The organism is Pontibacter ummariensis (assembly GCF_900188175.1).
In the GTDB taxonomy this organism is placed as follows: Bacteria; Bacteroidota; Bacteroidia; order Cytophagales; family Hymenobacteraceae; genus Pontibacter; species Pontibacter ummariensis.
The window spans coordinates 1-24,817 of sequence record NZ_FZOQ01000009.1; the positions used below are offsets into that span (position 1 = coordinate 1).

General features: G+C 51.2%; 19 protein-coding genes. 10 read left to right on the top strand and 9 right to left on the bottom strand.

Annotated features, from left to right (window positions below; genetic code table 11):
• Window positions 1-500 precede the first annotated feature (500 nt).
• The 3 genes from CHB92_RS10995 (at window position 501) to CHB92_RS11005 (ending at window position 5,004) form a co-directional block, all read left to right on the top strand.
• Window positions 501-974 (top strand): hypothetical protein, encoded by a 474-nt coding sequence (locus CHB92_RS10995; RefSeq protein ID WP_089319264.1) that lies wholly within the window; start codon window positions 501-503, stop codon window positions 972-974.
• A gap of 1,262 nt (window positions 975-2,236) precedes the next feature.
• A complete protein-coding gene (locus CHB92_RS11000) occupies window positions 2,237-2,893 on the top strand; it encodes an HD domain-containing protein (protein ID WP_089319265.1) in 657 nt (218 codons plus the stop codon).
• A 116-nt stretch (window positions 2,894-3,009) separates the two neighbouring features.
• Window positions 3,010-5,004, top strand: coding sequence for a monovalent cation:proton antiporter family protein (locus CHB92_RS11005; RefSeq protein ID WP_089319266.1), 1,995 nt, complete (start codon window positions 3,010-3,012; stop codon window positions 5,002-5,004).
• Window positions 5,005-5,015: 11 nt separating this feature from the next.
• Here the strand turns inward: CHB92_RS11005 and CHB92_RS11010 are convergent, their stop codons facing one another.
• Window positions 5,016-5,603 (bottom strand): DUF4136 domain-containing protein, encoded by a 588-nt coding sequence (locus CHB92_RS11010; protein WP_089319267.1) that lies wholly within the window; start codon window positions 5,601-5,603, stop codon window positions 5,016-5,018.
• Window positions 5,604-5,881: 278 nt separating this feature from the next.
• On the opposite strand from CHB92_RS11010, the gene CHB92_RS11015 reads away from it, so the two are divergent.
• From CHB92_RS11015 to alr, 7 genes are all read left to right on the top strand, one after another.
• Entirely contained in the window at window positions 5,882-7,171 is a 1,290-nt protein-coding gene (locus CHB92_RS11015) for an acetyl-CoA hydrolase/transferase family protein (RefSeq protein WP_089319268.1), read from the top strand.
• Between the two features lie 78 nt (window positions 7,172-7,249).
• On the top strand, window positions 7,250-8,083 hold the full coding sequence (locus CHB92_RS11020; protein ID WP_089319269.1) for a DUF1206 domain-containing protein: 834 nt from the start codon (window positions 7,250-7,252) through the stop codon (window positions 8,081-8,083).
• Window positions 8,083-8,364 carry a hypothetical protein gene (locus CHB92_RS11025; RefSeq protein WP_089319270.1) on the top strand — a complete coding sequence of 94 codons (282 nt, stop codon included), beginning with the start codon at window positions 8,083-8,085 and terminating at the stop codon, window positions 8,362-8,364. The genes CHB92_RS11020 and CHB92_RS11025 overlap by 1 nt, the downstream gene beginning before the upstream one ends.
• Window positions 8,365-8,505: 141 nt before the next feature.
• Complete coding sequence (locus CHB92_RS11030) at window positions 8,506-9,864, top strand: sigma-54-dependent transcriptional regulator (RefSeq protein WP_089319271.1); 1,359 nt, start codon at window positions 8,506-8,508, stop codon at window positions 9,862-9,864.
• Window positions 9,865-10,031: 167 nt separating this feature from the next.
• Complete coding sequence (locus CHB92_RS11035) at window positions 10,032-14,354, top strand: PAS domain-containing hybrid sensor histidine kinase/response regulator (protein WP_089319272.1); 4,323 nt, start codon at window positions 10,032-10,034, stop codon at window positions 14,352-14,354.
• Window positions 14,355-14,607: 253 nt separating this feature from the next.
• Complete coding sequence (locus CHB92_RS11040; RefSeq protein WP_089319273.1) at window positions 14,608-15,765, top strand: amidohydrolase; 1,158 nt, start codon at window positions 14,608-14,610, stop codon at window positions 15,763-15,765.
• Between the two features lie 6 nt (window positions 15,766-15,771).
• Window positions 15,772-16,923: an alanine racemase gene (gene alr, locus CHB92_RS11045; RefSeq protein WP_089319274.1), complete on the top strand. Its 1,152-nt coding sequence runs from the start codon at window positions 15,772-15,774 to the stop codon at window positions 16,921-16,923.
• A 37-nt stretch (window positions 16,924-16,960) separates the two neighbouring features.
• On the opposite strand, the gene CHB92_RS11050 is transcribed toward alr, so the two are convergent.
• From CHB92_RS11050 to CHB92_RS11085, 8 genes are all read right to left on the bottom strand, one after another.
• Window positions 16,961-17,779 (bottom strand): ion transporter, encoded by an 819-nt coding sequence (locus CHB92_RS11050; protein WP_089319275.1) that lies wholly within the window; start codon window positions 17,777-17,779, stop codon window positions 16,961-16,963.
• A 98-nt stretch (window positions 17,780-17,877) separates the two neighbouring features.
• Entirely contained in the window at window positions 17,878-19,218 is a 1,341-nt protein-coding gene (locus CHB92_RS11055) for a DUF2254 domain-containing protein (protein WP_089319276.1), read from the bottom strand.
• A 157-nt stretch (window positions 19,219-19,375) separates the two neighbouring features.
• Complete coding sequence (locus tag CHB92_RS11060) at window positions 19,376-20,302, bottom strand: universal stress protein (protein WP_245842489.1); 927 nt, start codon at window positions 20,300-20,302, stop codon at window positions 19,376-19,378.
• A 123-nt stretch (window positions 20,303-20,425) separates the two neighbouring features.
• Window positions 20,426-21,142 (bottom strand): sulfite exporter TauE/SafE family protein, encoded by a 717-nt coding sequence (locus tag CHB92_RS11065; RefSeq protein ID WP_089319277.1) that lies wholly within the window; start codon window positions 21,140-21,142, stop codon window positions 20,426-20,428.
• 1 nt (window position 21,143) lies between these two features.
• Window positions 21,144-21,611, bottom strand: a complete 468-nt coding sequence (locus CHB92_RS11070) for a FixH family protein (protein ID WP_089319278.1) — start codon at window positions 21,609-21,611, stop codon at window positions 21,144-21,146.
• 106 nt (window positions 21,612-21,717) lie between these two features.
• Window positions 21,718-23,121, bottom strand: coding sequence for a cytochrome c oxidase accessory protein CcoG (gene ccoG / locus CHB92_RS11075; RefSeq protein ID WP_089319279.1), 1,404 nt, complete (start codon window positions 23,119-23,121; stop codon window positions 21,718-21,720).
• 270 nt (window positions 23,122-23,391) lie between these two features.
• Window positions 23,392-24,588 carry a c-type cytochrome gene (locus tag CHB92_RS11080; protein WP_245842491.1) on the bottom strand — a complete coding sequence of 399 codons (1,197 nt, stop codon included), beginning with the start codon at window positions 24,586-24,588 and terminating at the stop codon, window positions 23,392-23,394.
• An 8-nt stretch (window positions 24,589-24,596) separates the two neighbouring features.
• Window positions 24,597-24,791, bottom strand: coding sequence for a hypothetical protein (locus tag CHB92_RS11085; RefSeq protein WP_089319281.1), 195 nt, complete (start codon window positions 24,789-24,791; stop codon window positions 24,597-24,599).
• Window positions 24,792-24,817: the final 26 nt, after the last annotated feature.

The window sequence follows — 24,817 nt, forward strand, 5'->3', positions numbered from 1 at the left end:
TCAAGCATTTCATCTTCCAGTATCTTTTCTATACATTGCCATTGGGTGTCGGTTAAATCACTGGGGTAAGACATAAGCCTGCAAACTTTTCTTACCCAACAGCCGACACCTGCTTTTTTATCCAGCTAAATCAAAACAGCCTTTTAAGAAGCTCCTTCACAAGGCATAAACATCTGCAAACAAGAAAATGGTAGGCTGAAAAGACAAAGATCTGCTACAGATGCTCCAATCGGCTGATTGAAGCCTGTCGCCACGTTATAAGTTTGGCTAAAGCAGCTAATCAACAAAACATTTCTTTTCCCAACCGTTTATTATAGCAAGCGGTTGGAAAGCAATACTTTGTTAGATCTAGAAGAAGTCATTTATGACGTGCGGTTTTAACAGCTCTTCCTAAGCTAAAAAGGGACAGGAAGGAGGTAGCAGGGGGTTCCTTATATCGTAGACCAGTACCTTCCACCTCCTACAGGTATTCAAATTTCAGTAAAACAATTTACGCAGCCATGGCAAGAAGTTCTGTAGCATTGATACAAGCCCTGCGGGAAACAGCAAAACGTCTGGCAGACGGTGCCAGGTACCAATGGGGCCATATGGGCAGCTGTAACTGCGGACACTTAGCACAAACCATCACCCAGTACAGCAAAGGCAAGATACACGGGGCAGCCATGTGGCGCCACGGCGACTGGCGGGAGCAGCTGCGGGACTATTGTCCACAAAGCGGCCTGCCTATGGATGAAGTCATTGATCAAATGCTGGACTTCGGGCTCACGCAAGATGATTTAACCCGCCTGGAGCGCCTGTCACACCCGGCCATACTAGCCCGGCTTCCACAAGTCCAACGGCACCTACAGCACAACAAGCGGAACGACGTGGTCCTGTACCTGACAACCTGGGCTACCATGCTGGAGGAAGACTTAACTGAGGACTTGCCTATGCCTTCAGAAGTTAGTTTACATAGCAGCTCAGTAACTATTTAGCCCAATTTGTTTATAGCCTCACTTGATATTGGCTAGAAGTAGATAAATTAGCTCCTTAGAGCTCTTACATGCTCTATCTTAGAGCTACCACTTATAGGTACATAAAGTACTACTCCTAATTTATCATTCCGACGCAAGGAGAAGGCTAAAAGAACTTAAACCCAATACAACTGCAATCTTTTCACTGCGACATGGACTCTCGTTATCTCTCGCTTGCGGGGTGTTCGAAATGCACTGTGTTTAAAAGCAATGCCTTGGGTTTCTAAGAAATACGCTAGTGGCTAGGACGGAAGCTTACTCTATGAATTTATTTGCCACAGCTATCAGCGCCAACCGCTTAGCCCTGCCCCTTGCCACCTGCAGCTCGAACGGTTCTCTGCTGTCCTTGTTGCACTTGATGGCCGACGAGGAACACACCTACAGCATCTCTTTTGCTTTAGAAGCTACAGGCTCATGTGTTACTATAAGGTTCTGATTATCTTTAAAATAAGCAGATAAAAGACAGGATCACAACAACTGTTCTCATCTCTTGTATTGTCGCAGGTTGCTACTCCTGGAAGCCCTTCTTTACCAGTTTGTAATATATCCGAACAGAGTTCTTGATTTTGAAGGCAAGCCTTGTCTTGCTTTTAAAGTCCCAGCGGGACGATATGTTTGTAGAAATAAAACATCTGCCGATTTAAGCTCCAGCGGAGCGACATGTAAACGCCCTCGTTTTCCTTTCGATAGCACTCCTGTTGGATGTAAACACACCTCTCCTTGGAGCAGGTACTTTTGGTTTTAAAGTCACAGGCATGCTATTAAGAAACTTGGTAGAAATAGAGCGCCCTTCCTTCGGGTAAGCCTTTACTAGTGGTGAGGGTAGAAGTCCTCTACTAACAAGATCCTTTACAGGATGAAAAAATGCGACTGAACCCATCCCTACCCCTCCCAACAGGGGATTTTGCAAAAGAAGGGAAAATTCTGCTCCTCAGAGGGGCTGGGGACAGCCAAACAAAGCTTTTTTTGTTATGCGCTTACTACTTCCGTAGGAAAGCCACAAAATTCCCGTACCCTTCGTTCTTTCCGACAACGGCATGCCTACATAGGAGCCGGTCAACCTCCTATTTGCCTTATCAGTTGTCTGTCTGCACAGCAACTTTATATTGAAAAAGAACGCTGCCTCTAAAAACAAACGCTTTCATCCTGTAAATCCTGATTCAGGTGGTTGCCCCTTCCGCGATAAATCACCAATTTGGGCTTAGAAGCAAAAACAAGGCTACATGCAAAATCAGAAAGAAATCATAGCCGAAACGGCAGACTATGTAAAAGAACTTTTATCAGGCGAAGGCTCCGGCCATGACTGGTGGCACATTTACCGGGTGTGGAAAAACGCCAAAGCCATTGCGGCACAGGAAAAGGCAGACCTTTTTATAGTGGAACTAGCAGCCCTACTCCATGACATTGGAGACCACAAATTTCATGATGGGGATGAAACCGTGGGCCCACGCATGGCGCGGGCATGGCTGGGAAAGCATCAGGTGCCAGAAGAAGTCATCAACCATACCTGCACCATTATCAAAGACTTGTCCTACAAGGGCGCTGGGACCTCCTCTGCGATGGCCAGCATAGAAGGACAGATCGTGCAGGACGCGGATCGTTTAGATGCCATTGGTGCCATTGGCATTGCCCGTACCTTTGCTTACGGAGGCCATAAGAACCGGGAACTCTACAACCCTAACATACAGCCAGTGCTGCACGATTCCTTTGAGACCTATAAAGCCAGCACTGCCCCTACGATCAATCATTTTTATGAAAAGCTATTGCTACTGAAGGACCGGATGCACACCACCACCGCCAAAGCCATGGCGCAGGACAGGCACCAGTACATGGAGAACTTTCTGCAGCAGTTCTACGCGGAGTGGGAAGGAGAACGATAGTCTCAGGGGAAACTGCTATGCGAAGCACCCGATTTAGCGTAGGGTAATTCTGACAGTACCTGCTTCCCTATTCGTTTTTCCCTTAAGCCATATGTATTATTCCTTAAATTAGCTCCATGGAGATACCTTTACTCTCGGATATCGTGATCATACTAGGGCTGGCGGTGGTGGTGATTCTGCTGTTCCAGCGCTTCAAACTGCCTACCATCCTGGGCTTTCTGGCAACGGGCGTGATCGCCGGTCCGCACGGGCTCAGCCTGATCACAGCCATGCATGACATTGAGGTGTTGGCAGAGATTGGCGTCATCCTGTTGCTCTTTATCATCGGTATGGAGTTCTCGCTCCGCAGCCTTGCCCTGATTAAACGCACGGTGCTACTAGGGGGAACCACACAAGTACTCGCGACCATCGGTTTAGTAGCCCTGGTGATGCTGCTGTTGAATTTCAACACCGGCGAAGCGTTCTTTATGGGCTTCCTGATCGCGCTCAGCAGCACGGCCATCGTCCTAAAACTGCTACAGGACAAGAGTGAGATCAACACACCGCAAGGGCGCGTAGTGCTGGGCATCCTGATCTTTCAGGATATTGTGGTGGTGCCGATGATGCTCTTAGCCCCCTTAATGGCAGGAGGCGCGGAGGATGTGGGAACAGCGCTTTTGTTGATGGCGCTGAAAGGAGCCTTTGTGATTGTGTTCGTGCTCATCAGTGCCCGCTACCTGGTGCCGAAGCTGCTTTATGCCGTTGCTAAAACGAAGAGCCAGGAACTCTTCATTCTTTGTATCGTGGTGATCTGCTTTGCCGTAGCCTGGCTCACCTCTAGCCTTGGTTTATCCCTGGCATTAGGGGCTTTTATGGCCGGCCTGATCATATCCGAGTCAGAGTACAGCCACCAGGCCACCAGCAACATCCTGCCTTTCCGGGAGATCTTTACCAGTTTCTTTTTTGTCTCGATTGGCATGCTGCTGGACTTTACCTTCATGCTGCAGCACCTGCCCGTCATCCTGCTGTTTACCCTGCTGACGTTTGTATTAAAGGGCTTTGTCGCTACGCTGGCAACGCGCCTGCTCCAGTATCCCTTGCGCATCTCTTTTTTGGTCGGGCTGTCGCTTTTCCAGGTGGGGGAATTTGCCTTTATTCTTTCCAGAACCGGTATTACCTATGGCCTGCTGTCGGAAGAAACCTACCAGTATTTTCTTTCCGTCTCGCTGCTTACCATGGCCATTACCCCTTTCGTGATCGGCTACTACCACCGCATCGCTTCCTTTATAGAGGCTCCTTTCTCCAGGAAGCAAGAGCAGGTATCCCTGCAAGAGCACCAAGCCGATGCGCATTCCGACCTGCCGGCGCTGGACGACCACATCGTGATCATTGGCTACGGCATCAACGGCCGTAACGTGGCAAAAGCAGCCAAGCATGCCAAGATACCCTATGTGATCGTTGAGCTGAATGCCGTCACCGTGAAGCAGGAACGTAAACTCGGCGAACCTATCGTGTATGGAGATGCCGTGCACGGCACCATCCTCTCCCACGTGAACATCAACAAGGCCCGTGTAGTGGTAGTGGCCATCTCAGATCCGGAAGCAACGAAGCGCATCATTGCCACCCTCCGCGAGATAAGCGACAAGGTGCACATCATTGTACGAACGCGCTTTGTGCAGGAAATGGAGGAGAATTACCGGATCGGGGCAGATGAGGTGATCCCGGAAGAGTTTGAGACCTCTATCGAGATCTTTACCAGGGTACTGAACAAATACCTGATGCCGCGCGACGAGATAGAAAACTTTACCGACATGATCCGCTCCGATAACTATGACATGCTGCGGAGTTTGGCCGGCCGCTCCAATACGGTGTCAAAGCTAGGGGTGGATCTCCCGGAGATAGAGGTAGCCAGCCTACGCGTGTTTACAGATGACGGCTCTATTTTAAATAAACCCCTTATTGAAGCAAACGTACGCAACAGGTTTAACATCACCGTGGTAGCCATCAAACGCGAAGAACAGACGCTGCTGGATATCAACGCCTCCACCCGCTTACAGCAAGGGGATATCTTGTATGTGGTAGGCAAGCCGGGTGACGTGATGCGCTTTAACAACTTTTTGAAAAAGGACTGACACCGCTACCATTAAAGCTTCTCCATCACCTCCTCTACTTGCCCATGCACCTTGTTGTAACCCGCTTTAAAGTTGTTGATGGCGCCCTCGGCCCAGCCGCGCCATTCCAGCATGTTTGTTCTGGGGTTGATGAGGTCGATGATCAGGGTGCCTTCCTTAAAGAGGTCGACGCTGCGGTAGCCGGGCATGCCAGGTTGCTTGTAGTCGTAGCGGTAGCCGCTCATGTAGCCATAGCTATAGCCAAAACCAGGGGCGAAGTTCTCGGGCTTATCCTTCTCTTCAGGCACAGAAACACTCACATCGTATGCCACCAGTACATCCGGGTTGGTCGTTACCTTTTGATAGCCCCGCTCCTGTAACTCTTCTTCGATGGCGCGCCGCAGGTTCTTATTCAAACTAGCCCCAAAGCCTTTCTCATAAGCTGCCGGTGCCATGGCATCGGGCTGAAACCAGGCAAACGTCTTGTAGCTCCCTGTCTGCACATAAGGCGCCTGAATCGTGTTTGCCCCAACAGAGGCGGAAGTGGTTACACAGGATTGTAAAAAGAAAGTGCCTGCCAGAAGGAGCAAGCAACCTGCAAGGGCAAAAGGTCTTTTCATAGTAAAATTACACGCATCTTCCACGGAAACAGTTTGATCAAATCCATGGACTACTCCGTTTCAAAACTCAAATATACGCATTTAGGTGCAGAATGCCGTTTTTATCCTGCCCCGAACCAACCGGAGCGAACAAAACGGCTATTCATAAATTTCAGGAAGAGGGAAAGCCTTAAGTTGATATTTATCATTTGATGCCGGAGTACCGACCTATACTTTCGCAGCAACGCATGTAAACAAGCGCACTTACTTTAAAGTATAGCTAACAAAGCAACAGAATAATGGCAGACAGAAAACTTACCTACAAATCAGCCGAAGAAGCCCTTTCAGTGATACAGTCAGGCGACAGGATTTTTATACATGGCAGTGCCGCCACACCACAGTACCTGGTGCAAAAACTGGCCGAAAGAGCCCCTGAACTGCGGGATGTAGAACTGGTTAGCGTCAGTACCTTCGGCGATATGCCCTGTGCCCGGGAGGAATACCGGGAGTCCTTTTTCATCAACTCGCTTTTTGTGTCGGCAAACGTGCGCGACGCGGTTAACAGCGGGCGGGGCGACTACGTGCCGATCTTCTTGAGTGAGATCCCGCACCTGTTCCGCTCCGGCATCATGCCCCTCGACATAGCCCTGGTGCATGTGTCGCCACCCGATAAGCATGGCTATTGCTCGCTGGGCGTGTCGGTGGACGTGGCCCGGGAAGCTGTGAAGAGCGCAAAGTACGTCATTGCCCAGGTAAACCCACAAATGCCCCGTACGCACGGTGATGCGCTGATCCATGTGCGCCGTATTGATGCCCTGGTCGAGGTAAACGAGCCGCTTCCGGAGGTCGACTACAGCACACGCATCACAGAAACAGAACGGACTATTGCCAAATACATCGCCGAAATGGTGGAAGACCGGGCCACCCTGCAAATGGGGATTGGCGGCATACCGGATGCGGTATTGCAGAGCCTGACCAACCATAAGGGGCTCGGGGTGCATACCGAAATGTTCTCGAATGGTATTTTGCCCCTGGTGGAGAATGGGGTTATCACCAACGAACATAAGAAAGTCCTCAAAGGGCATATTGCAACTGCTTTTGTGGCGGGCAACCGGAAGCTTTATGACTTTGTAGATGACAATCCGCTGATTTCCATGCACGGAACCGACTATGTGAATGATGCCGCTGTGATCAAGACCAACCCCAGGGTGACTGCCATTAACTCGGCCATCGAAATCGACCTGACAGGGCAGGTGGTATCCGACTCCATCGGCACCTACCAGTATTCCGGCATTGGCGGGCAGATGGACTTTATGCGGGGGGCCGCGCTGTCCAAAGGGGGTAAACCCATCATTGCCCTCCCATCGGTGACAGGTAAAGGCGTTTCTCGCATTAGCCCCTACATTAATCAGGGGGCCGGCGTGGTGACGACCCGGGCACACGTGCATTATGTCGTAACAGAGTATGGCGTTGCTTACCTGTACGGAAAGAACATGCGGCAGCGGGCACAGGCACTGATCAGCATTGCGCATCCCGACCACCGGGAGCGCCTGTCGGAGGAGGCCATGAAGCGGTTCAAAAATTTATAGTATTGTACTATACAACCAAGTGTAGCGCCTTACGTGTAATAGAGGGAATGAATTCATGCACGTAATAGCACTAAACTTATGGCTGATATATCCACTCAGGTTCCCGCTCCTCCCCCAACATGGGTGGAGCACCTGGCGAAGACTGGCCTGGTGGCCAAGGGGGTTGTCTACTGCTTAGTAGGCGCCCTCGCTTTTATGGCTGCCTTCGAATTAGGCAGTACATCAACACAGGAAGCCGGTAAAATAGGCATCTTTCAGTTTATCCTGGAGCAGCCTTTTGGTAAGTGGCTGCTAGGGCTGGTGGCACTTGGCCTTCTGTGTTATACTCTCTGGCGTTTTATACAAGCCTTTTATGATACTAAAAGCAAGGGCTCTGATACCAAGGGTACCGCCATGCGGCTGCGCTATATCTTTAGCGGCTTGGTTTACGGAGCCTTAGCCTACCTGGCCGCCCGGCTTGCACTAGGCAGCGGCAGCCAGACGGGAAGCGGCGATTCCCGCGAAACGATCGCAAGAGAACTCTTGCAGCAACCCTTTGGTCAGTGGCTGGTGGGCATTCTGGGCGCCGGAACCATCCTGGCTGGCCTCTACCAGATCTATTATGGGTACTCCGACAAGTACAAGAAGAACGTAAGGGGGCCCGGCCTGAAAGAAGATCTGGAGGAAAAGATGATCCGGGCTGGCAAGGTGGGCTACATGGCCCGCGGCATTGTCTGGTTGATCATCGGTTACATGTTTTTACAGGCTGCCCTGCACGCTAACGCCCAGGAGGCGGGTGGCAGCAGCAGCGCATTTTCCTTTCTGGAAAGTGCCGCTTATGGCTCCTATCTCTTAGGCGCCGTTGCGCTAGGCCTCATTTGCTACGGTGTGTTTATGTTTATGCGGGCCAAGTACAAGCCGCTTTATACTTGATGCTGGTGTTTCCGTATGGGTCCCCCTTGTCTGTGCTAACACCAGGCAAGGGGGACTTTTTGTTCCAAATAAGCGCAAAAACATCTAACGGAGCCGTCACCTTCGTCTTTTCTCTGTTCTCTTTCCAAGCTGCCAACAAGTGCCCCACTTTCGGCTTCGGGGACACCGGGGCAGGTCGCGACAGAAAGCCGTGGTTCGACGACAAGACGAAGCAAGCGGCCCGCTTTCATGCCGGTTCATCATCCTCCAATCAAAAAAGTTACTATAAATTCAAAAATTAATATATAAACCAGAGGTCTTGTTAAAAATCTTATCCTTAGGGATATAGAATGCCAAGTCTTCGCTGTAACTTTACCTAGTATCGAAGCAAGCAGCAGCTATGCCTCTATTTGGAGGCGCAGACGATTGGCAAAACAAACTAGATGAACGAAACACCCTTTAAGATCTTCATTCTGGACGACGACGTGTGGTACGGCGAACTGCTGGAGTATCACCTCTCGTTGAACCCGGACTACGAGCTTAAGAAGTTCCACTCCGCAAAGGACTGCCTTAGCCAGATGCACCAGCGGCCCAATGTCGTGACCCTGGACTACTCGCTCCCCGACAAGAACGGGGCGGAAGTGCTGCAGAAAATCAAAGAACAGAACCCTGACACCCAGGTAGTGGTGATATCCGGGCAGGAGGATGTAGCTACCGCCGTGGACCTGTTAAAAAACGGGGCCTATGACTACCTCGTGAAGGACGAAGACACCCTCGAGCGCCTCTGGAATGCCGTAAACAAGATCAGGGAAAATTTCTCGCTCCGCCAGGAGATAACACAGCTCCGGGAAGAAATTGGCCATAAGTATGACTTTGGCAATTTTATTATTGGCAACAGTGATGTGATGAAGGGCGTGTTTTCTATGATGGACAAAGCTGCCAAGACCAACATCACTGTTTCTATTATGGGCGAGACAGGCACGGGCAAGGAACTAGTGGCAAAGGCCATCCATTACAACAGCCCAAGAAAGAAAATGCCTTATGTCGCCGTGAATGTGGCTGCCATCCCCCGGGAACTAATCGAAAGTGAGCTCTTTGGCCATGAGAAAGGCGCCTTTACCGGGGCTGTTTCGCGCCGGCTCGGCAAGTTTGAAGAGGCCAACAAGGGAACCATCTTCCTGGATGAAATCGGGGAACTGGACATTAGCCTGCAGGCGAAATTGCTGCGCGTGCTGCAGGAAAAAGAGATTAGCCGGGTGGGGAGCAATACGGTAGTCCCGGTGGATGTACGCATTATTGTGGCCACCCATAAGAACCTGGCCGAGGAAGTGAAGAAGGGTGCCTTCCGCGAAGACCTGTATTACCGCCTGCTGGGCCTGCCCATTAACCTGCCCCCGCTCCGGGACCGTGGCGGAGACATACTGGTACTGGCGAAAAGCTTTATGGATGCCTTTGCGAAAGAAAACGGGATGGCTAAAAAGCCCTTTTCGGCAGGTGCGCAGGAAAAGCTTCTCTCCCACTCTTACCCAGGCAACGTGCGGGAGTTAAAAGCAATTGTGGAGCTGGCGGCAGTTCTGGCAGAGGGGGATGTTATCCAGGGAGATGACATTAACCTGTCCGCGAACAATGTTGAGAAAGACTTTCTGACCCCTGAACGGACATTAAAAGCCTATACGGCCGATATCATTCAGCACTACCTGAACAAGTATGACCACAACGTGCTTTTAGTCGCTGATAAACTGGGTATTGGCAAGTCTACCATTTACCGCATGATCCAGAACAAAGAGCTGACAAACAGCTAAGCTACCTGTTCATCCAAAAACAAGGGCTTTACCAGTAGTAGCAAATTGCCCGGGAGGTGCAGAGACTTTCAGTTGAGTGCTTTTTTGAAAGTACACAAAGTTCTTAAAAGGCTTATTCACGGTATGAGACAAACAAGCTACCTTTGAACATCTAATTGTTACCTGGCATGGGTTTAGAAAATACGGAAGCGGTGTTGCGCAAGCAGCTGGAGGAAGAGCGAAAGGCGCGCCTGGAGGCAGAGAAACTGGCAGAGGCAAGGCTGCAGGAACTGGAGACCCTACGCCACCAGCAGGAGAACCTCAGGCAAGTCCCAAAGGGACTGGAGTTGCCACCGGAATTAGGAGACGAATACCCTAACCCCATCCTGCGTTTTGGGTACAACGGAGATCTCCAGGTCCTGAACCATGCAGGCAGGCGTTTTATCGCAAAGTTGACAGCTGAGCGTATACCCGCCCTGAAGCGGCTATTGATCAGGAAGATAAGCAAGCTTGCCCCTACCCTTACCACTGCTCCCGTCTATTTCGAGCTTTTCATAGCTAAGCGTCATTTTTATATAATGGCCACCCCAACGGCAGACGAAGGGTTTGTGAATATTTATATGACCGATATTACGGACAGGAGACAGGCAGAGCTGGCTTTGCAGGACTCCCAGAACTTTGTCCGTAATGTTGCGCGTACGATTCCAAACATCGTTTATATCTACGACCTGGAAGAGGGCCGTTACGTGTACCTGAACGAGAAGGTACAGTCGGTGCTGGGCTATTCCCCTACCGAAATACAGCAGATGGGCGACCAGGTGCTCACAACGATTACCTTGCCAAAGGACCTCCCCAAAATGTACCACCATGTTTTCCGGATGCTGAAGGCCGGGGACGGCGACATTTTGGAAGTGGAGTACCTGATGCAGTGCAAAGACGGCAGCATAAAAGAGCTGTGCTGCCGCGAAAGCGTTTTTAAGCGCCATGCAAACGGAAAGGTAAGGCAGATCATTGGCGCGGCAGAGGACGTGACAGAGGTGCGGAAGCAGAGCCGGGAGCTGCTACAGCAAAAGGAGTTCTATGAGTCCATCCTAAACCACATCCCCTCCGACATTGCCGTTTACAACAACAAGCTGCAGTACCTGTTCCTGAATCCTGCGGCTGTAAGAGACCCGGAGCTGCGGCAGTGGATCATTGGCAAGACAAACGAAGATTACAGCCACTACCGGAATGTGCCTCTTGAACGGATGGAGTTCCGCGGGAGGCATTTACGCCGGGTGTTGGAGAGCAAAGGGCCTGTCGAATTTGAAGAGGAGCTGCAGGACAGGGCAGGTAACCTATCCCATCATATCCGCAAGTTAAACCCAGTACTGGACCAGGACGGCGAGGTGCAGCTCGTGATTGGGCACGGGCTTAACGTAACGGACCTGCGAAAGGCGCAGGAAAGTATTGTGCGCAGCGAGGCGAAAAGCAGGGCCATATTGGCGGCTATTCCAGACATCATGTTCATCATGGACGCGGACGGCTATTACCTGGACATGAAAAACGTGGAGCAGAAGCACCTACTCGTACCGCTGGAGCAACTGATCGGGAGCAACATGCGGGACATTTTGCCTGCCCCACTAGCGCAGGAACTCCTGGGGCTTCTAAAGAAAGTGATCTCCACAGGCCAGCACGAGAAAACAGAGTATGAACTGGAGTTTCCGGACGGCCTGCGTTACTATGAAGGCCGCTTTTTGCGCTACAGCGAAACGGAAGTGCTCACCATTATACGCGACACAACAGAAGAGAAGAAGGTAGCGCTGGAGGTAAAAGAGAAGAATGACTTCATTAAACTGGTACTGGACTCCAGCCCCAGCCTGATCTTCGTAAAGGACGAGAATAGTAATTTCCTGCTGGCAAACCAGGAGTTTGCAGCACTTTTTGGCCTGGAGGTGGAGGACCTGGTGGGCAAAAATGCCGCGGAGATTCACACCAGTCAACACGAGGCTGCCTATTACATGGAAACGGACCGCCAGGTTATCCGCGAAAACAGGGAGCTGATCATGCAGGAACGCTTTACGAGGTCCAATGGCGAAGTAGCCTGGTTTAACACCATCAAAAAGCCTTTGCGAACAGCCAACGGGCAGGTCCATATCCTGGGCATCGCTACAAACGTGACAGAGCAGCGCGAGGCAAACAAGCGGTTGGAGGAAAGCGAGGAACACCACCGCCTGCTCTCTGAGAATTCACGTGACCTGATCTGCCTGCACGAACGGGACGGAACGTACCTTTATGTTTCCAACGCGGTAGAGGAACTGCTGGGCTATCAGGCGCATGAATTAGTCGGCCTGTCCCCTACCAGCTTCGTTCACCCGGAAGATCTAACCGCCTTCCTCGAGAAAGGCCAGAACAGAGCCATCCGGGAAAAGCGCAATACGGTTGTTCAGCACAGGCTCAGAAAAAAGACAGGGGATTACCTCTGGGTGGAGGGCAGCGTGAAACCGATCCTGAACGATGTTGGAGCAGTCGTAAAGCTACAGTCATCGTCCCGGGACATAACCATCCGGAGAAGAACGCAGGAGGCCTTAAAAAACAGCGAAAAGAAGTACCGCGACCTGATCAACTACAGCCAGGCCTTTATCTGCACGCACGACATCCACGGTATTATCCTGGGGGTGAACCCGTACATGGTAAACAGCATGGGCTATACGGCAGAGGAAATGATAGGCAGGAGCCTGAAAGACTTTTTCCCAGAGAGCCACCAGGAGAACATGGATGTCTACCTTCGCCAGTTCCAGGGGAACAACGTGGTGGACGGGGTACTGACGATCCTAAACAAGGAAAAGGAGAAGCGCTACCTGTACTACCAGAACTACAAGGTGGAGGAGCCGCAAATGGCCCCTTACATCATCGGTATTGCCCAGGACATAACCGACCGGATGCTGGCAGAGCAGCAATTAAAGAAAGCCAAAGAGGCGGCTGAGGAATCTGCGCGGGTAAAAGAGAACTTCCTGGCGAACATGAGCCATGAGATCCGCACCCCCATGAACGGCATACTGGGCATGGCTGGCCTTCTGCGTAAAACCCCGCTCGACGAAGTGCAAAAGAATTACCTGGGCATCATACACCAGTCAGCCGACAACCTGCTGGTGGTCATCAACGACATACTGGATATAGCTAAAATCGAGGCAGGGAAGCTGGAGCTGGAGGAAATCCCGTTCAACCTGACAGATGCGGTAAAGGCTGCCTACCAGACGCTAATTTACAAAGCGGAAGAAAAGGAAATCGCCTACCTGCTTAGACCCCTGGAACTAAAACAACCCATGGTGCTGGGCGATCCCTACCGCCTGAACCAGGTCCTGCTGAACCTGCTGAACAATGCAATCAAGTTCACAGATGAAGGGAGCGTGTCTTTGCAGGCCCTGGTGCTAGAAGAGACAGAAAAGGAGCTGACACTGGAGTTCTCCGTGGAAGACACCGGAGTCGGCGTTCCGGAGTCAAAGCATGACTATATTTTTGAAACCTTCACCCAAGCCTACTCCAGCACCAGCCGCAAGTACGGTGGCACAGGCCTGGGCCTGAACATTTGTAAGAATTTAATTGAAATGCAGCAAGGCCGCATCTGGGTAGAAAGTACAGAAGGGAAAGGCAGCTGCTTTAAGTTTATGCTTCGCTATAAAAAAACAGAGGAACCTGCCCCTGCACAACAGGAGGACCTGAGCACATATGGGCAGCTAGGCCCGATTCACGTACTGCTGGCAGAAGATAACGAGATAAACATCTTTCTGGCGCAGTCCATCTTAACCGGTTGGGGCGTGAAAGTGGATATAGCCAGAAACGGACGGGAGGCGGTTGAGTTTGCCGAACAAAACCTGTACGATATCATCCTGATGGACATACAAATGCCGGAGCTCAGCGGCATAGATGCCACCCAGGCGATCCGCAGAAGCCCGGACCCCAACAAGGCCAGCGTACCCATTATTGCCCTTACCGCTAATGCTTTAAAAGGCGATGCCGAAAAGTACCTGAATGCGGGTATGAACGATTACATCTCAAAGCCTTTTGAGGAAGAAAAGCTGTTTGCCAGAATATCGGCCAACCTGCCCCGCCGGGAGCAAGCACAGGGGGCAATGGTGCCTCCTGCAGAGGCGAACATAGCTCCTTTACCGTTAGAGCCCTTGTATGATTTGGCGCTGCTGCACAAGATGTCCCGAGGAAATGACGCTTTCATCCGGAAAACGATGCAGCTTTTCATCGAAACTGTCCCCCCGACTGTTGCAGAAATACAGGAAAAGAGCCAAATGGCTGACTGGCTTGCCGTGAGCGCCGGAGCGCACAAGCTTAAATCCACGATCGATACCATGCGGATAGAGAAATTAAAAGACGTGGTTCGCCAGATCGAGAGCAAGGCAAAAGCACAGGAAAACCTGGCAGCAGTAAAGGCAAACATAAAGGTCTTAGCTGAAGTGATCCATCAGGTAGTGGCCCAACTCCATGCGGATCTTCTAGTACAAGACCAAAATAAGTAGTGTTTGCTGAAGAGCTTTAAGATCTAGGCGCAGGTCTATTTTCGTTTATCAGTCATAGCAAAGGAGGAATTTGAAGGGGGGCACGGACGACCTTTCAAATTCCTCGTAACAGCCGGAAGGACAGCATTCTTTCAGTCCCCTGCGCACAAAATGGTCAGGCAACAGTTGCTTTTTCCCTTCCTGAAGCAAACAGCTCCCCAAACATCTTCTCGCATTTTCGTAAAGCTTTGTAGCATTAAGAAGATGATAATTCATGCATTTACACCCGCTAAACGATCTAGAGGAACTGAAGCGGCTGCGCCGGCAACTGCACCAGTACCCGGAGGTATCGGGCCAGGAACAGAAAACAGCCAGGACCGTAGCAGAATTTGTACAGCGTTACAAGCCCGACCAGGTACTGGAAAATTTAGGCGGCACTGGCCTTGCCGTTGTTTTTAAAGGAGAGGAGCCGGAAGGCCCTGTCGTGTTATTTCGGGCAGAGCTCGATGCTCTGCCCATACAAGAAGCAAATGAACTGGCGTATACGTCTGTTGCCGAGGGCAAAGGGCATTTGTGTGGCCACGATGGGCACATGAGCATACTGATGGGCTTAGGGAGCTTGCTGCACCAACACAAACCCAAAAAGGGAAAGGTAATTTTGCTGTACCAGCCTGCTGAAGAAACGGGTGCCGGTGCCTACAGCGTGTTACAGGATGAGCGGTTCAGAGCCTTAGAACCTGACTTTGTGTTTGCCCTGCACAATTTGCCCGGCGTTCCGCTGCACCAGGTTGTGGTGCGGGAGGGCGTTTTTGCGGCTGCTTCCACTGGTATGATCGTAGAACTGCACGGGAAATCCTCGCATGCCGCAGAGCCCGAGAAAGGCCGAAGCCCCGGGCAGGCCATGGCCGAACTTTTGCTGCGTTTACAGGACATAACAGCACAGAAAGAGCAGTTTCAGGACCTGACCTTGCTCACCGTGGTGCACGCCCGCCTGGGAGATGTTGCCTTTGGAACCAACCCTGGTTTTGCCACGGTAATGGCGACCCTCCGCTCCTACCGTGCAGCTGACTTCAAAAAGCTAAAAGGACTGGTAGAGAAGGCGTCCGCAGAGATTGCTCAGAAGCATCAGCTAAAGCAAACCCTGTACTACGTGGAGGAGTTTGAGACAATAGAAAGCGATAGCAAGGCGGTACAATTCGTGCGGCAGGCAGCGAATAAACTGGGCTTAGCCGTACAGGAAGCGGAACAGCCCTTCAGGTGGTCGGAAGACTTCGGGCGTTTTACCCAGAAGTACAGAGGAGCCTTCTTTGGGCTGGGCAGCGGGCTTACACAAGCGCAGCTGCACCACGCCAACTTCGATTTTCCTGATGCGCTCATCCGAACAGGAGCGGCTTTGTTTTACACCATCACACAGGACATCCTGGACGCTTAACCGCCTATGCTACACACCTCTTATCTCGAGCTAAGTAAATCTGCCCTTCAAAACAATATCCAGTTCCTGAAACAGCAAATAGCCCCACAGGTACAGCTCTCTTCTGTGATAAAGGGAAACGCTTACGGCCATGGCATTGAGCAGTTTGCCCCTCTCGCGCAGGAATGCGGTATAAACCATTTTTCTGTTTTCAGCACAGATGAGGCACATCGCCTGCTGCAGGCACTTCCGCAGCGGGCTACGATCATGATCTTAGGCTTTATAGACGAAGCAGCGATGGAGTGGGTGGTGGCAAACGAGATCGAATTTTTTGTGTTTGATGTGGAGCGGCTGGCGGAAGCAATAGAGGCCGCTAAAAAAACAGGCAAAAAAGCCAAAGTGCACCTGGAGTTGGAGACAGGGATGAACAGGTCTGGTTTTGATAGAACCAACCTCGTGCATGCGCAGGCCATGCTTCGGAACAATAAGGAACACTTACTGCTCCAGGGAGTATGCACCCATCTTGCCGGAGCCGAGAGCTTGCAGAACCACGAGCGGGTCTTACGGCAGCAAGAAATATTTGCGAAAGCGTTACAACGTTTACGGGGACAGGGCCATGCTCCCAATCAACGACACGTTGCCTGTTCCGCGGCCATGATTTCCTACCCCGAAAGCCATCTGGACATGGTCCGGGTGGGCATCATGCAGTACGGCCTCTGGCCCAGCCCGGAGACTTACCGGCAGTTCATAGGCCAGCACGAGGACAAGGTTGACCCGCTACAACGGGTTATCTCCTGGAAAAGCCGGGTCATGGGCCTCAAGCATGTGCCCCAGGGCGAGTACATCGGCTACGGTACTTCTTTCCAGGCACCACGCGATATGAATCTGGCACTTATCCCGGTTGGCTACTCCTGTGGGTATAGCCGCTCGCTTAGCAATCAAGGGCAGGTTTTGGTACGCGGCCATCGGGCAAGCGTGGTAGGCATTGTTAACATGAACATGATGATGGTAGATGTTACCAACATTCCGGAGGCCGGAAGAGGCGATGAAGTTATATTGCTCGGGAAGCAGGGAGACGAGGTTATTACGGTTGCCTCCTTTGGTGAACTCAGTACCCAACTCAACTACGAGCTACTCACCCGGCTACCGCTTACTATCCCACGCTATGTGGTGGAGTAACAGATTGCAGCGCAGTGATATGGGCAGAGGCTACGAACTACTCATTTAAAAACCTGTACCCACAGTTATAGCAGAAATTGGCATCTGCAGGATGCCCCTCTTCATGGCAGTTCGGGCAAACGCGGGTGTTCGCAAAGCTGCTTTTGTCTGTTTTGGCAAGCTCTACCGATACAATACCCGTTGGCACAGCGATAATGCCGTATCCCATGATCATGATAAAGCTTGCCAGTACCTGCCCCAAGGGTGTGACAGGGGCGATATCGCCATAACCTACCGTGGTAAGTGTCACGATAGTCCAGTAAATGCTCTTAGGGATGCTGGTAAAACCACTGGCAGCGCCCTCGATGATATACATCAGGGAGCCTACGACAACGATGATCGTCAGCACGGCCCCCAGGAACACAGCAATTTTGGTGACACTCGCCCGCAAAGCAGTGGTGAGGATTTGCCCCTGGTTAATGAAATGCGTGAGTTTGAAGATACGGGCAATGCGCAGCAAACGCAGGACTCTAATCACCAAAAAGTACTGCGCACCTAGGATAAACAAGCTCAGATAGGTCGGAATGATGGCCAGGAGGTCCACGATACCGAAAAAAGAGGCCATATACTTGAAGGGGTGCGGGGAACTGTAAATCCGAAGCAGGTACTCGATGGTAAAAATGATGGTAAACCCCCACTCCAGCGCTATAAAGTAAGGCAAGTATAAACGCCGGAGCTCTGTTACGCTCTCCAGTGTAACCGTTAACACACTGGCCAGGATCAGGAAGAGTAATACCACATCAAAAACTTTTCCTGCCGGCGTTTCAGCCTCAAAAACAACGCGGTATATTTTCCTTCTAAGTGAGATCCTAGCCATACACAACTGTTACGTGTACGAGACAGGCTTGTATACGCAAAAAGCATAGTGCTGCCCAGACACGCCGCTGCCATGGCTTACTAGCGCTCACACAAGCTTTATCCATTCATTTCGAGCAAAGGCAAGCGTTTGTGCAGTACATGAAGCTGGTTTATTTCCTGCACGCTTTGGTTTATCTTTTCACGATCGCCTGTGTTCTTTATCTCAGCCTGCGCGTCCTGCAACAGCAAGGCCGTTTCTTTATACAAATAGAGCTTCTGGTGTGGATATGCAACTACTTTGTAGAGCAGGTTTCGGAGCAAGTACAGCAAGCCCAGGACAATGACTGTGCTTTCTTTGCCGTAATGCCGTATAGGGGAAAGACTAAGGGAGAGCACTTCTTCAAACGAAGGCTGCATTAAATGAACCCGGGCAAGCCCCTTTGCATCATACAACACCTTCTGATCGCCTAACTCCATGCGCAGGGCCAGTAAATCCGTCAGGTAGTCGATCGCCTGCATGGCCGTGCCGGGGTCATTAATGCCGGGGCTCAGTGCTTTCACAGCACTCTCGGTAATATGCTTAAAGCCAAAGTGGTAATTCACCACGGGGCGTTCTTCGCGGAAAAAGTCCATATGATGAAAGAGCCTTTCCCTAAAATTCGCCTCGTCAGGCAACTTTCGGTTTATACGCACAAATGGTACCCCCTCGATCAGGAAACTACCCAAAGGTCTATCAAAGTCTAATACGACCCCAAATTCTTCGCATAGCCCCACCAGCGGTTCTTCATCTATCGTTTGCCAGTAGCCCGTACGGAGGCTTTTTATAAAAAACCACCCGCTCGGGTCATAGCTGTTCGGAGGGGAGCGTCGCTTGTCCTGCTTAATCTCCTCCCTCAGCTCATTCGAGGTAGCTCTGTGGATGCTCTCCAGGATGCTCCCGATCTGGATGGACTGCGAGATGGCGTGAATGAAGTAAACAAAAAAGGCAAGGCATACGATGGTAAAGCACATGGCCAGGAAAATGGAGAAGCCCGGCAAAGGAATACTGTAATACGAGGAGTTTATATTGACCATGATGATCAGTGTATAAACGAGCGTACCCAGGTATAAGCCGAGTATCCGTTGGTTGGATTCGTTGGATATCAGACCTGGTATAACACGGGGCGAGAAATTAGCACTCGCCTGATTAAGCACCAGCATCACCATCGTAAAGCTGAACACGACAAGAGAGATAACACCGGTGGTGATGGAGCTCAGGATAAGCCTAGCCGTTGCCTCATTGGTGATGATCATGAAGGGCAGCCTGTCCTTCAGGTGCTTGCTCATCCCATGGCCTTCCAGGTACAGCATGAGCAAGGCTAGTGCCGCAAAGAGCAGCGAAATGAGCGTAGGGTAAAAGCCAATACTGTTGATGATGTACTGGTAAACAAACTTTATCTTGCTGAATATTTTCTTCATGCAGCTAAGGCACAGGAAACGGTTTGACCTTGGTCTCACGCTCATGTACTGCTACGCGGCCTGTCGGGTTTTAAAAGACAAGGCCACCTGGCAGGTTTGCCAGGTGGCCTTTCATAAATTTATTTACAGGGACCTGTGGGCCTCTTATAAAGACATGTTAAGCTTGTGTTCCTATTATTTGTATGGCGTCTATCGTTTGTTGTACGGCCGCTTTTTTCTGGCAGTTGGCGCAGCAGCCGGAGCAAGGCTTCTTTTTGTGCTGTCGGAATGTTAGCAAAGGAATACGGGTATGGTAGGCCAGCGTTTTTACGTAGGCCTTGCTAAAGAGCCGCTCCATCAGGTAACTGTCTCTCGTAGCCATTACAAGCATATCCGCTGCCGCCTTTTCCGAAAACTCGCTAATTCCTTCCAGGGTATCCTCCTCCTCTAAGAGCAGCAGGTCGACGTTCCTACCTTGGAGTAAGGTTTCAACCTCCTTCATAGCTGACTTTAAGTTACACAGCTGGCTTCGGTCCTCTTTGCTGTATACCTGCACCAACGTGAGCCTGGCTCCTGCCTGTCCTGCAAAACTGGCGATGCGCTTTATGACCTGCGGGTCGCGATCAGTGAAGTCTGTGCCAAACACCAGGTGCTTCAGGTCTCGGAACTGCATGGTTGCAGGGGCTACTAACACAGGGCACTCCAGTAAGCCCATCACAGTAGCAGCATGGCTATCTTTTGCCTGTTCTTCTGCTGGCGTCGGGCAAGGCTGCATCAGCACCAGGTCTACCCCATAGTCCTGCACCACAGTCTTTATGCTACTTTTTAAAGAGCCGGGCCGCACAGCGCACTCAAATTGCAGGAAAGCATTGCCTGACAGTTGTTGCAGCGCTCTTTCTGCCAGCATACGCAGCGCCTGTATGGCCCTGTACTGCTGGGTATAAGTTAGCTCTGCTGTTTGCGTTACGTGCAACAGCAATAACTCTGCCCCTAAAGCCTTCGCGAAGAAACCCGCATAGCGCAACAGGCGCTCACTCTCCTGATCAAACTGTATGGGCACCAATACCCGCTTCACATTGTTAGCCTTGCTCATGTTCGTTTCCATTAGTAAGAGGGTAAAATTGCGCGCTCTTTTATCAACTTACAGTGACACAAATCATTTTTCAAAAGTGATATATGTCATTTGATAGAATGCCGAATTGTTTATGCAGTGGCATGGGGGGTGAGTTTAGCGGGGCTTTGTGCAGCAAGTGATTTCTGTTGTGTTGTGTGCGGTGTGGGTGACCTTGGGGCTCAGGTATGGGATACCCAGGTCCAGGCCGCGCACGATAAACAGGACCGCCAGCGCCATGCCTGCGTAGGGTACCAGGCGGTTAAAGGTACTGCGCAGCTTTAAGCTGATGAATTTACCCGACAAAGAAACCAGAAACATCAGCGGGAAAGTCCCTAACCCGAACAAAAGCATGTACAGCATGGCGCCTGTCATCCCTGGTGCGCTAAGGGCGCCCGCTAAGGCAATGTATACAAAGCCGCAGGGCAGCAGGCCGTTTAACAAGCCTACCATAAAAAGGGAACTGTACGTGTTCTTGCCAAAGAAGTAGCCCAGTTTGCGGCGCACCCAGTTCATCAGCCTGTCGGTGCCTAATGCGTTCGCAGCTTTGCCTTTAAAGGCGTTAGGCACAACCAACAGTAGAAGGATGAGCAGGCCGGACACGATAGACACGGTTTGCTGTAGCCCCGCCATTTGCAGCGACTGCCCAAAGGCACCTGCCAGGGCCCCCAGTGCGGTATACATAGTGAGCCTCCCCCCATTGTACAGGAGGCGGCCAGTGTAATAACGCCAGCCGCTACTCCCGCCAAATGGTAAGGCCATCGCAATCGGGCCGCACATCCCGACGCAGTGGAAACTGCCTAAAAGTCCGAATAAAAAACCTGCCCAGATCATGTTACTTTACCCGGACAATTTGCTCTGCATAATAAGTAACCTCGTCGGCCAAAAAGTTAACGCGCACTTTCCACACCCCCTGCTGCAGGCTGTCGGCCGCTACCAATTGGCTCAGGTCTCGCCCCAACTGCAAGGCTATTTCCTGGTCCTGGCTGTCGTCAGAGGGGCGGAACAGGCTAATGCTTCCGCTGATGCGCTGGCCCTGCAGTGTCTCCGGTAACTGGACCAGAATGCTTTGCGGAGCTTCCTGGTAATTAACCCTTACCTCTCCCAGGGCCTGCGTGCGTGCCACTTTATCCATGTGGTCCTGGTAGGCAATCTCCTGCTCGTAATAGTTCTTGCTTACCAGTCCCACATCATTGCCCATTGCCTTGTACACGAAAAAGGCAATGTAGCTCATGAAGAGCACCATGGCTCCAACAATGGCATAAGGCCAGAGTGTGAAACTTTTATTTTTATCTGTTGTCATGATAATTTCGATTATCGTTGTCCGTCTTTCGTTAATGGATGCCTTCCTTTCACCCGCCTAGAGGAGTAAAAGGATAATACTGCTTCTTTATAATTATGCGTTGTCGCTATTTGGCTGGAGCCAGGAACTTGGTCTCCTGTGTTGTGATCAGCTTATCGCCATGATACACCCCCACCTCTATCTCTGAGTTAAGGCCCTTTAACTCCTCCAATGGAATTTCTGCGAAGAACACTCCCTCCGCGATCCCCTGCGCCGGGAGCACCAGCTTGTTGCCAATTACTTCAATCGTCCCCTCTTTTCCCTGTAGCTTCAGGGTAAGCGGCATTTCGTGATTCGTTTTGTTGATCACTGAAATGTTATAGAGGTTTTTGATGTGCCCCTGCGCTGTTTTCTGATACAGCTGCCCTGGGGTGCGCAGGATCGTCGCCTGGGCATCGTCCCGGATCAGCAGCAGCGTGCTCAAAGAAACTAGCAAGATGGTAAGTACAGCTGTATAGCTCATCACACGCGGGGTAAAGAACCTCCAGGGTTTCCCCTCCGCGATACCCTCCTCCGAATCGTAGCGGATCAGGCCTTCCGGCTTGTCGATCATCCGCATGATGTCGTTGCAGGCATCTATACAGGCGGTGCAGTTAATACACTCCAGCTGCTGGGCCCCGTTCCGAATGTCGATCCCTGTCGGGCAAACACTCACGCACTGCTTGCAGTCGATGCAGTCGCCTTCCGTGCGTTCCTGGTTTTTACGCAACTTTCCGCGTGGCTCCCCTCTGCCATAATCGTACGCAACCACCACGGTTTTCCTGTCCTGCATCACCCCTTGTAAGCGGCCATACGGGCAGGCAATGGTACACACCTGCTCTCTGAACCAGGCAAAAACGCCATAGAAAACAGCTGTAAAAGCGACCATGGTCCCTAAGCCAGCCAGGTGGTTAAGTGGGTTATCTCTAATAATTTCCAGCAGGGCATCTACACCAATGATGTAAGCCAAAAAGGTGTTGGCAATGAGAAAGGAAATTGCGAGAAAGACCAGCGTCTTGGTGCCTTTCTTCAGGATCTTCTCCGTGTTCCAGGGCATTTTGTCCAGCGCCCGCTGCTTCGTATAGTCGCCCTCTATGGCATACTCAATGCGGCGGAACACCATTTCCATAAAGATCGTCTGGGGGCAAACCCAACCACAGAAGATCCGGCCGAACACGACCGTAAACAGGACAATGAATAAGGTGAGCGCCAGAAAGCCCAGTACCAGAATAAAGAAGTCCTGGGGCCAGAACAGCACGCCCAAGATCACGAACTTCCGCTCCACAAAATTGAGCATGAGCAAAGGAAGCCCGTTTATCTGAATAAAGGGTGCCACAAAGAAGAAAGTCAGCAAGCCGTAGCTAACCCACTTGCGGTAGTTAAAGTGCTTGCCTTTCGGCTTTTTCGGGTATACCCAGACGCGCTTACCCTCCTCGTCTACAGTTGAAATATGGTCCCGAAACTCATCGGTTGATGTTGTGTGTGTTGTCATGGCAGCGATAACTTGTGCGGAGATTAGTCCTGCCGGTTATAAATATTTAAAATCAGACCCAGCGGTCTATAAAATCTACTGTTACAAAGGTCCTCAAATGCTCTTCCCGAAAAGATGACCTAGGTCATGTAAAGGGGTGATTGATATCAGTCAGAGCCACAGGGAGGTCTATGTCCCCTCCTACAGGCCGACAAGCACCCTAAAAACGACAGAAGCAGGCGCTATAAAAAGCGCCTGCTTCTGTAAGGTATTTCATGCTTAAATCTCAGCTTACATCTTCTCGCCTTGCGGCTCTTTCGCGTTTGCCGGGTTGGTACCCTGTAAGCTCAGGATATAGCTGGATACCTCCAGGATCTGATCCTGGCTGAGCTTGCCCTGCCAGGGCACCATGCCTTTTGCCGGTACGCCGAACTTCACAGTTTTAAAAATGTCGTTTACATCCCCTCCGTGCAGCCAGTACTCATCTGTCAGGTTTGGTCCTACCGTACCCTGCCCCTCTTGTCCGTGGCAGGCCGCGCAGTTGGTCATAAACACGGACTTACCGGATTCCAGAGCAGCAGCGTCTGTCAGTGGCTCATAGTTAGTCACAGCATTCGGATCATTCTCGGCGCTTGCTGCAAACAGAGCGGCCTGCTGCATCTCGATCTCATACTCCTCTGCCTGCAGGGCTCCGGCATAAAACACGTGGTAGTACAGCATGTAACCAATCGCAAACACAATAGACACATAGAACATGTATTTCCACCAGGGTGGCAGGTCATTGTCATACTCCTGTATGCCGTCGAAGTCGTGGTTGGAGTGGATCTGGTCTGTTACCTTACCCATCACCACAGAAGCATCGCCACGGAACAGGAAGAGCACCTTACCGGCAAAAGAACTGCGGAAGTCCTCGTCGTAGATCCCGTCCCCAAGCATCGGCACAAACATGCGGAAGAACATGATCAGCAGGGCTACGATCAGCAGCAGGATAACCCCTGCCAGTGCGAAAGTGAAATGTACGAGGGGCGGCAGGTCCATGAAAGCCACCTCCACTTCAGCGGCAGGTGCGTTTGTTCCTTCACCGGCCACAGGCACTACCACCGCTTCAGCCTCTGCTTCAGCTGGCTTGTCGCTTTCCTCTTTAATATAGGCAATTACGTGTGCTATATCCTCATCCGACAGGGAGCCCTCGAAGCTCGGCATTGGTACCTTGTTGAACTTCTCGAACAGGGCCACCGCGTCTTTGTCGCCAGACTTCACAACCTCCTGCGAGTTTTTGATGAACTTCACCAGCCACTCATCGCCCCGCCGCTCATGTACATCTTTAAGTGCAGGGCCAACGACATCGGCATCCATGCTGTGGCACACTTTACAGTTTGCCTCGAAGATCTTCTTGCCTTCCACCGCATCCTGGGCCTGCACATGGCCAGAGCCCAGCAAGAACAGGCCGGCTGCCAGCGTTAGGATGTTCTTTTTGCTTTTCATCATGTTCCAGCTCATTGTCTTAGCCCTCCTGTTGTCGTATGTTCTTCTTCTTTTCCGCAGGGCACCTGGCTCATGACTTCCACATGCTTTTTATCCAGCAGAAACACATACACCAATAGCCCCAGAAAGAACAGGAAGAAGATACCGAATGAAATCAAGGGGTATATTTCGATCCCGTCTATGGCTTGCAAAACGTTCTTATACATATCTTTTTCTTTTAGGACGCGGGATG

Bases quoted from the DNA above. Each gene is read 5' to 3' on its own strand.
- CHB92_RS11085 (WP_089319281.1), bottom strand. From the start codon at position 24,791: ATGTATAAGAACGTTTTGCAAGCCATAGACGGGATCGAAATATACCCC.
- alr (WP_089319274.1), top strand. From the start codon at position 15,772: ATGCTACACACCTCTTATCTCGAGCTAAGTAAATCTGCCCTTCAAAAC.
- CHB92_RS11055 (WP_089319276.1), bottom strand. From the start codon at position 19,218: ATGAAGAAAATATTCAGCAAGATAAAGTTTGTTTACCAGTACATCATC.
- CHB92_RS11065 (WP_089319277.1), bottom strand. From the start codon at position 21,142: ATGATCTGGGCAGGTTTTTTATTCGGACTTTTAGGCAGTTTCCACTGC.
- CHB92_RS11070 (WP_089319278.1), bottom strand. From the start codon at position 21,611: ATGACAACAGATAAAAATAAAAGTTTCACACTCTGGCCTTATGCCATT.
- CHB92_RS11025 (WP_089319270.1), top strand. From the start codon at position 8,083: ATGCTGGTGTTTCCGTATGGGTCCCCCTTGTCTGTGCTAACACCAGGC.
- CHB92_RS11080 (WP_245842491.1), bottom strand. From the start codon at position 24,588: ATGATGAAAAGCAAAAAGAACATCCTAACGCTGGCAGCCGGCCTGTTC.
- CHB92_RS11030 (WP_089319271.1), top strand. From the start codon at position 8,506: ATGAACGAAACACCCTTTAAGATCTTCATTCTGGACGACGACGTGTGG.
- CHB92_RS11020 (WP_089319269.1), top strand. From the start codon at position 7,250: ATGGCTGATATATCCACTCAGGTTCCCGCTCCTCCCCCAACATGGGTG.
- CHB92_RS11060 (WP_245842489.1), bottom strand. From the start codon at position 20,302: ATGGAAACGAACATGAGCAAGGCTAACAATGTGAAGCGGGTATTGGTG.
- CHB92_RS11005 (WP_089319266.1), top strand. From the start codon at position 3,010: ATGGAGATACCTTTACTCTCGGATATCGTGATCATACTAGGGCTGGCG.
- ccoG (WP_089319279.1), bottom strand. From the start codon at position 23,121: ATGACAACACACACAACATCAACCGATGAGTTTCGGGACCATATTTCA.
- CHB92_RS11050 (WP_089319275.1), bottom strand. From the start codon at position 17,779: ATGGCTAGGATCTCACTTAGAAGGAAAATATACCGCGTTGTTTTTGAG.
- CHB92_RS10995 (WP_089319264.1), top strand. From the start codon at position 501: ATGGCAAGAAGTTCTGTAGCATTGATACAAGCCCTGCGGGAAACAGCA.
- CHB92_RS11000 (WP_089319265.1), top strand. From the start codon at position 2,237: ATGCAAAATCAGAAAGAAATCATAGCCGAAACGGCAGACTATGTAAAA.
- CHB92_RS11010 (WP_089319267.1), bottom strand. From the start codon at position 5,603: ATGAAAAGACCTTTTGCCCTTGCAGGTTGCTTGCTCCTTCTGGCAGGC.
- CHB92_RS11040 (WP_089319273.1), top strand. From the start codon at position 14,608: ATGCATTTACACCCGCTAAACGATCTAGAGGAACTGAAGCGGCTGCGC.
- CHB92_RS11015 (WP_089319268.1), top strand. From the start codon at position 5,882: ATGGCAGACAGAAAACTTACCTACAAATCAGCCGAAGAAGCCCTTTCA.
- CHB92_RS11035 (WP_089319272.1), top strand. From the start codon at position 10,032: ATGGGTTTAGAAAATACGGAAGCGGTGTTGCGCAAGCAGCTGGAGGAA.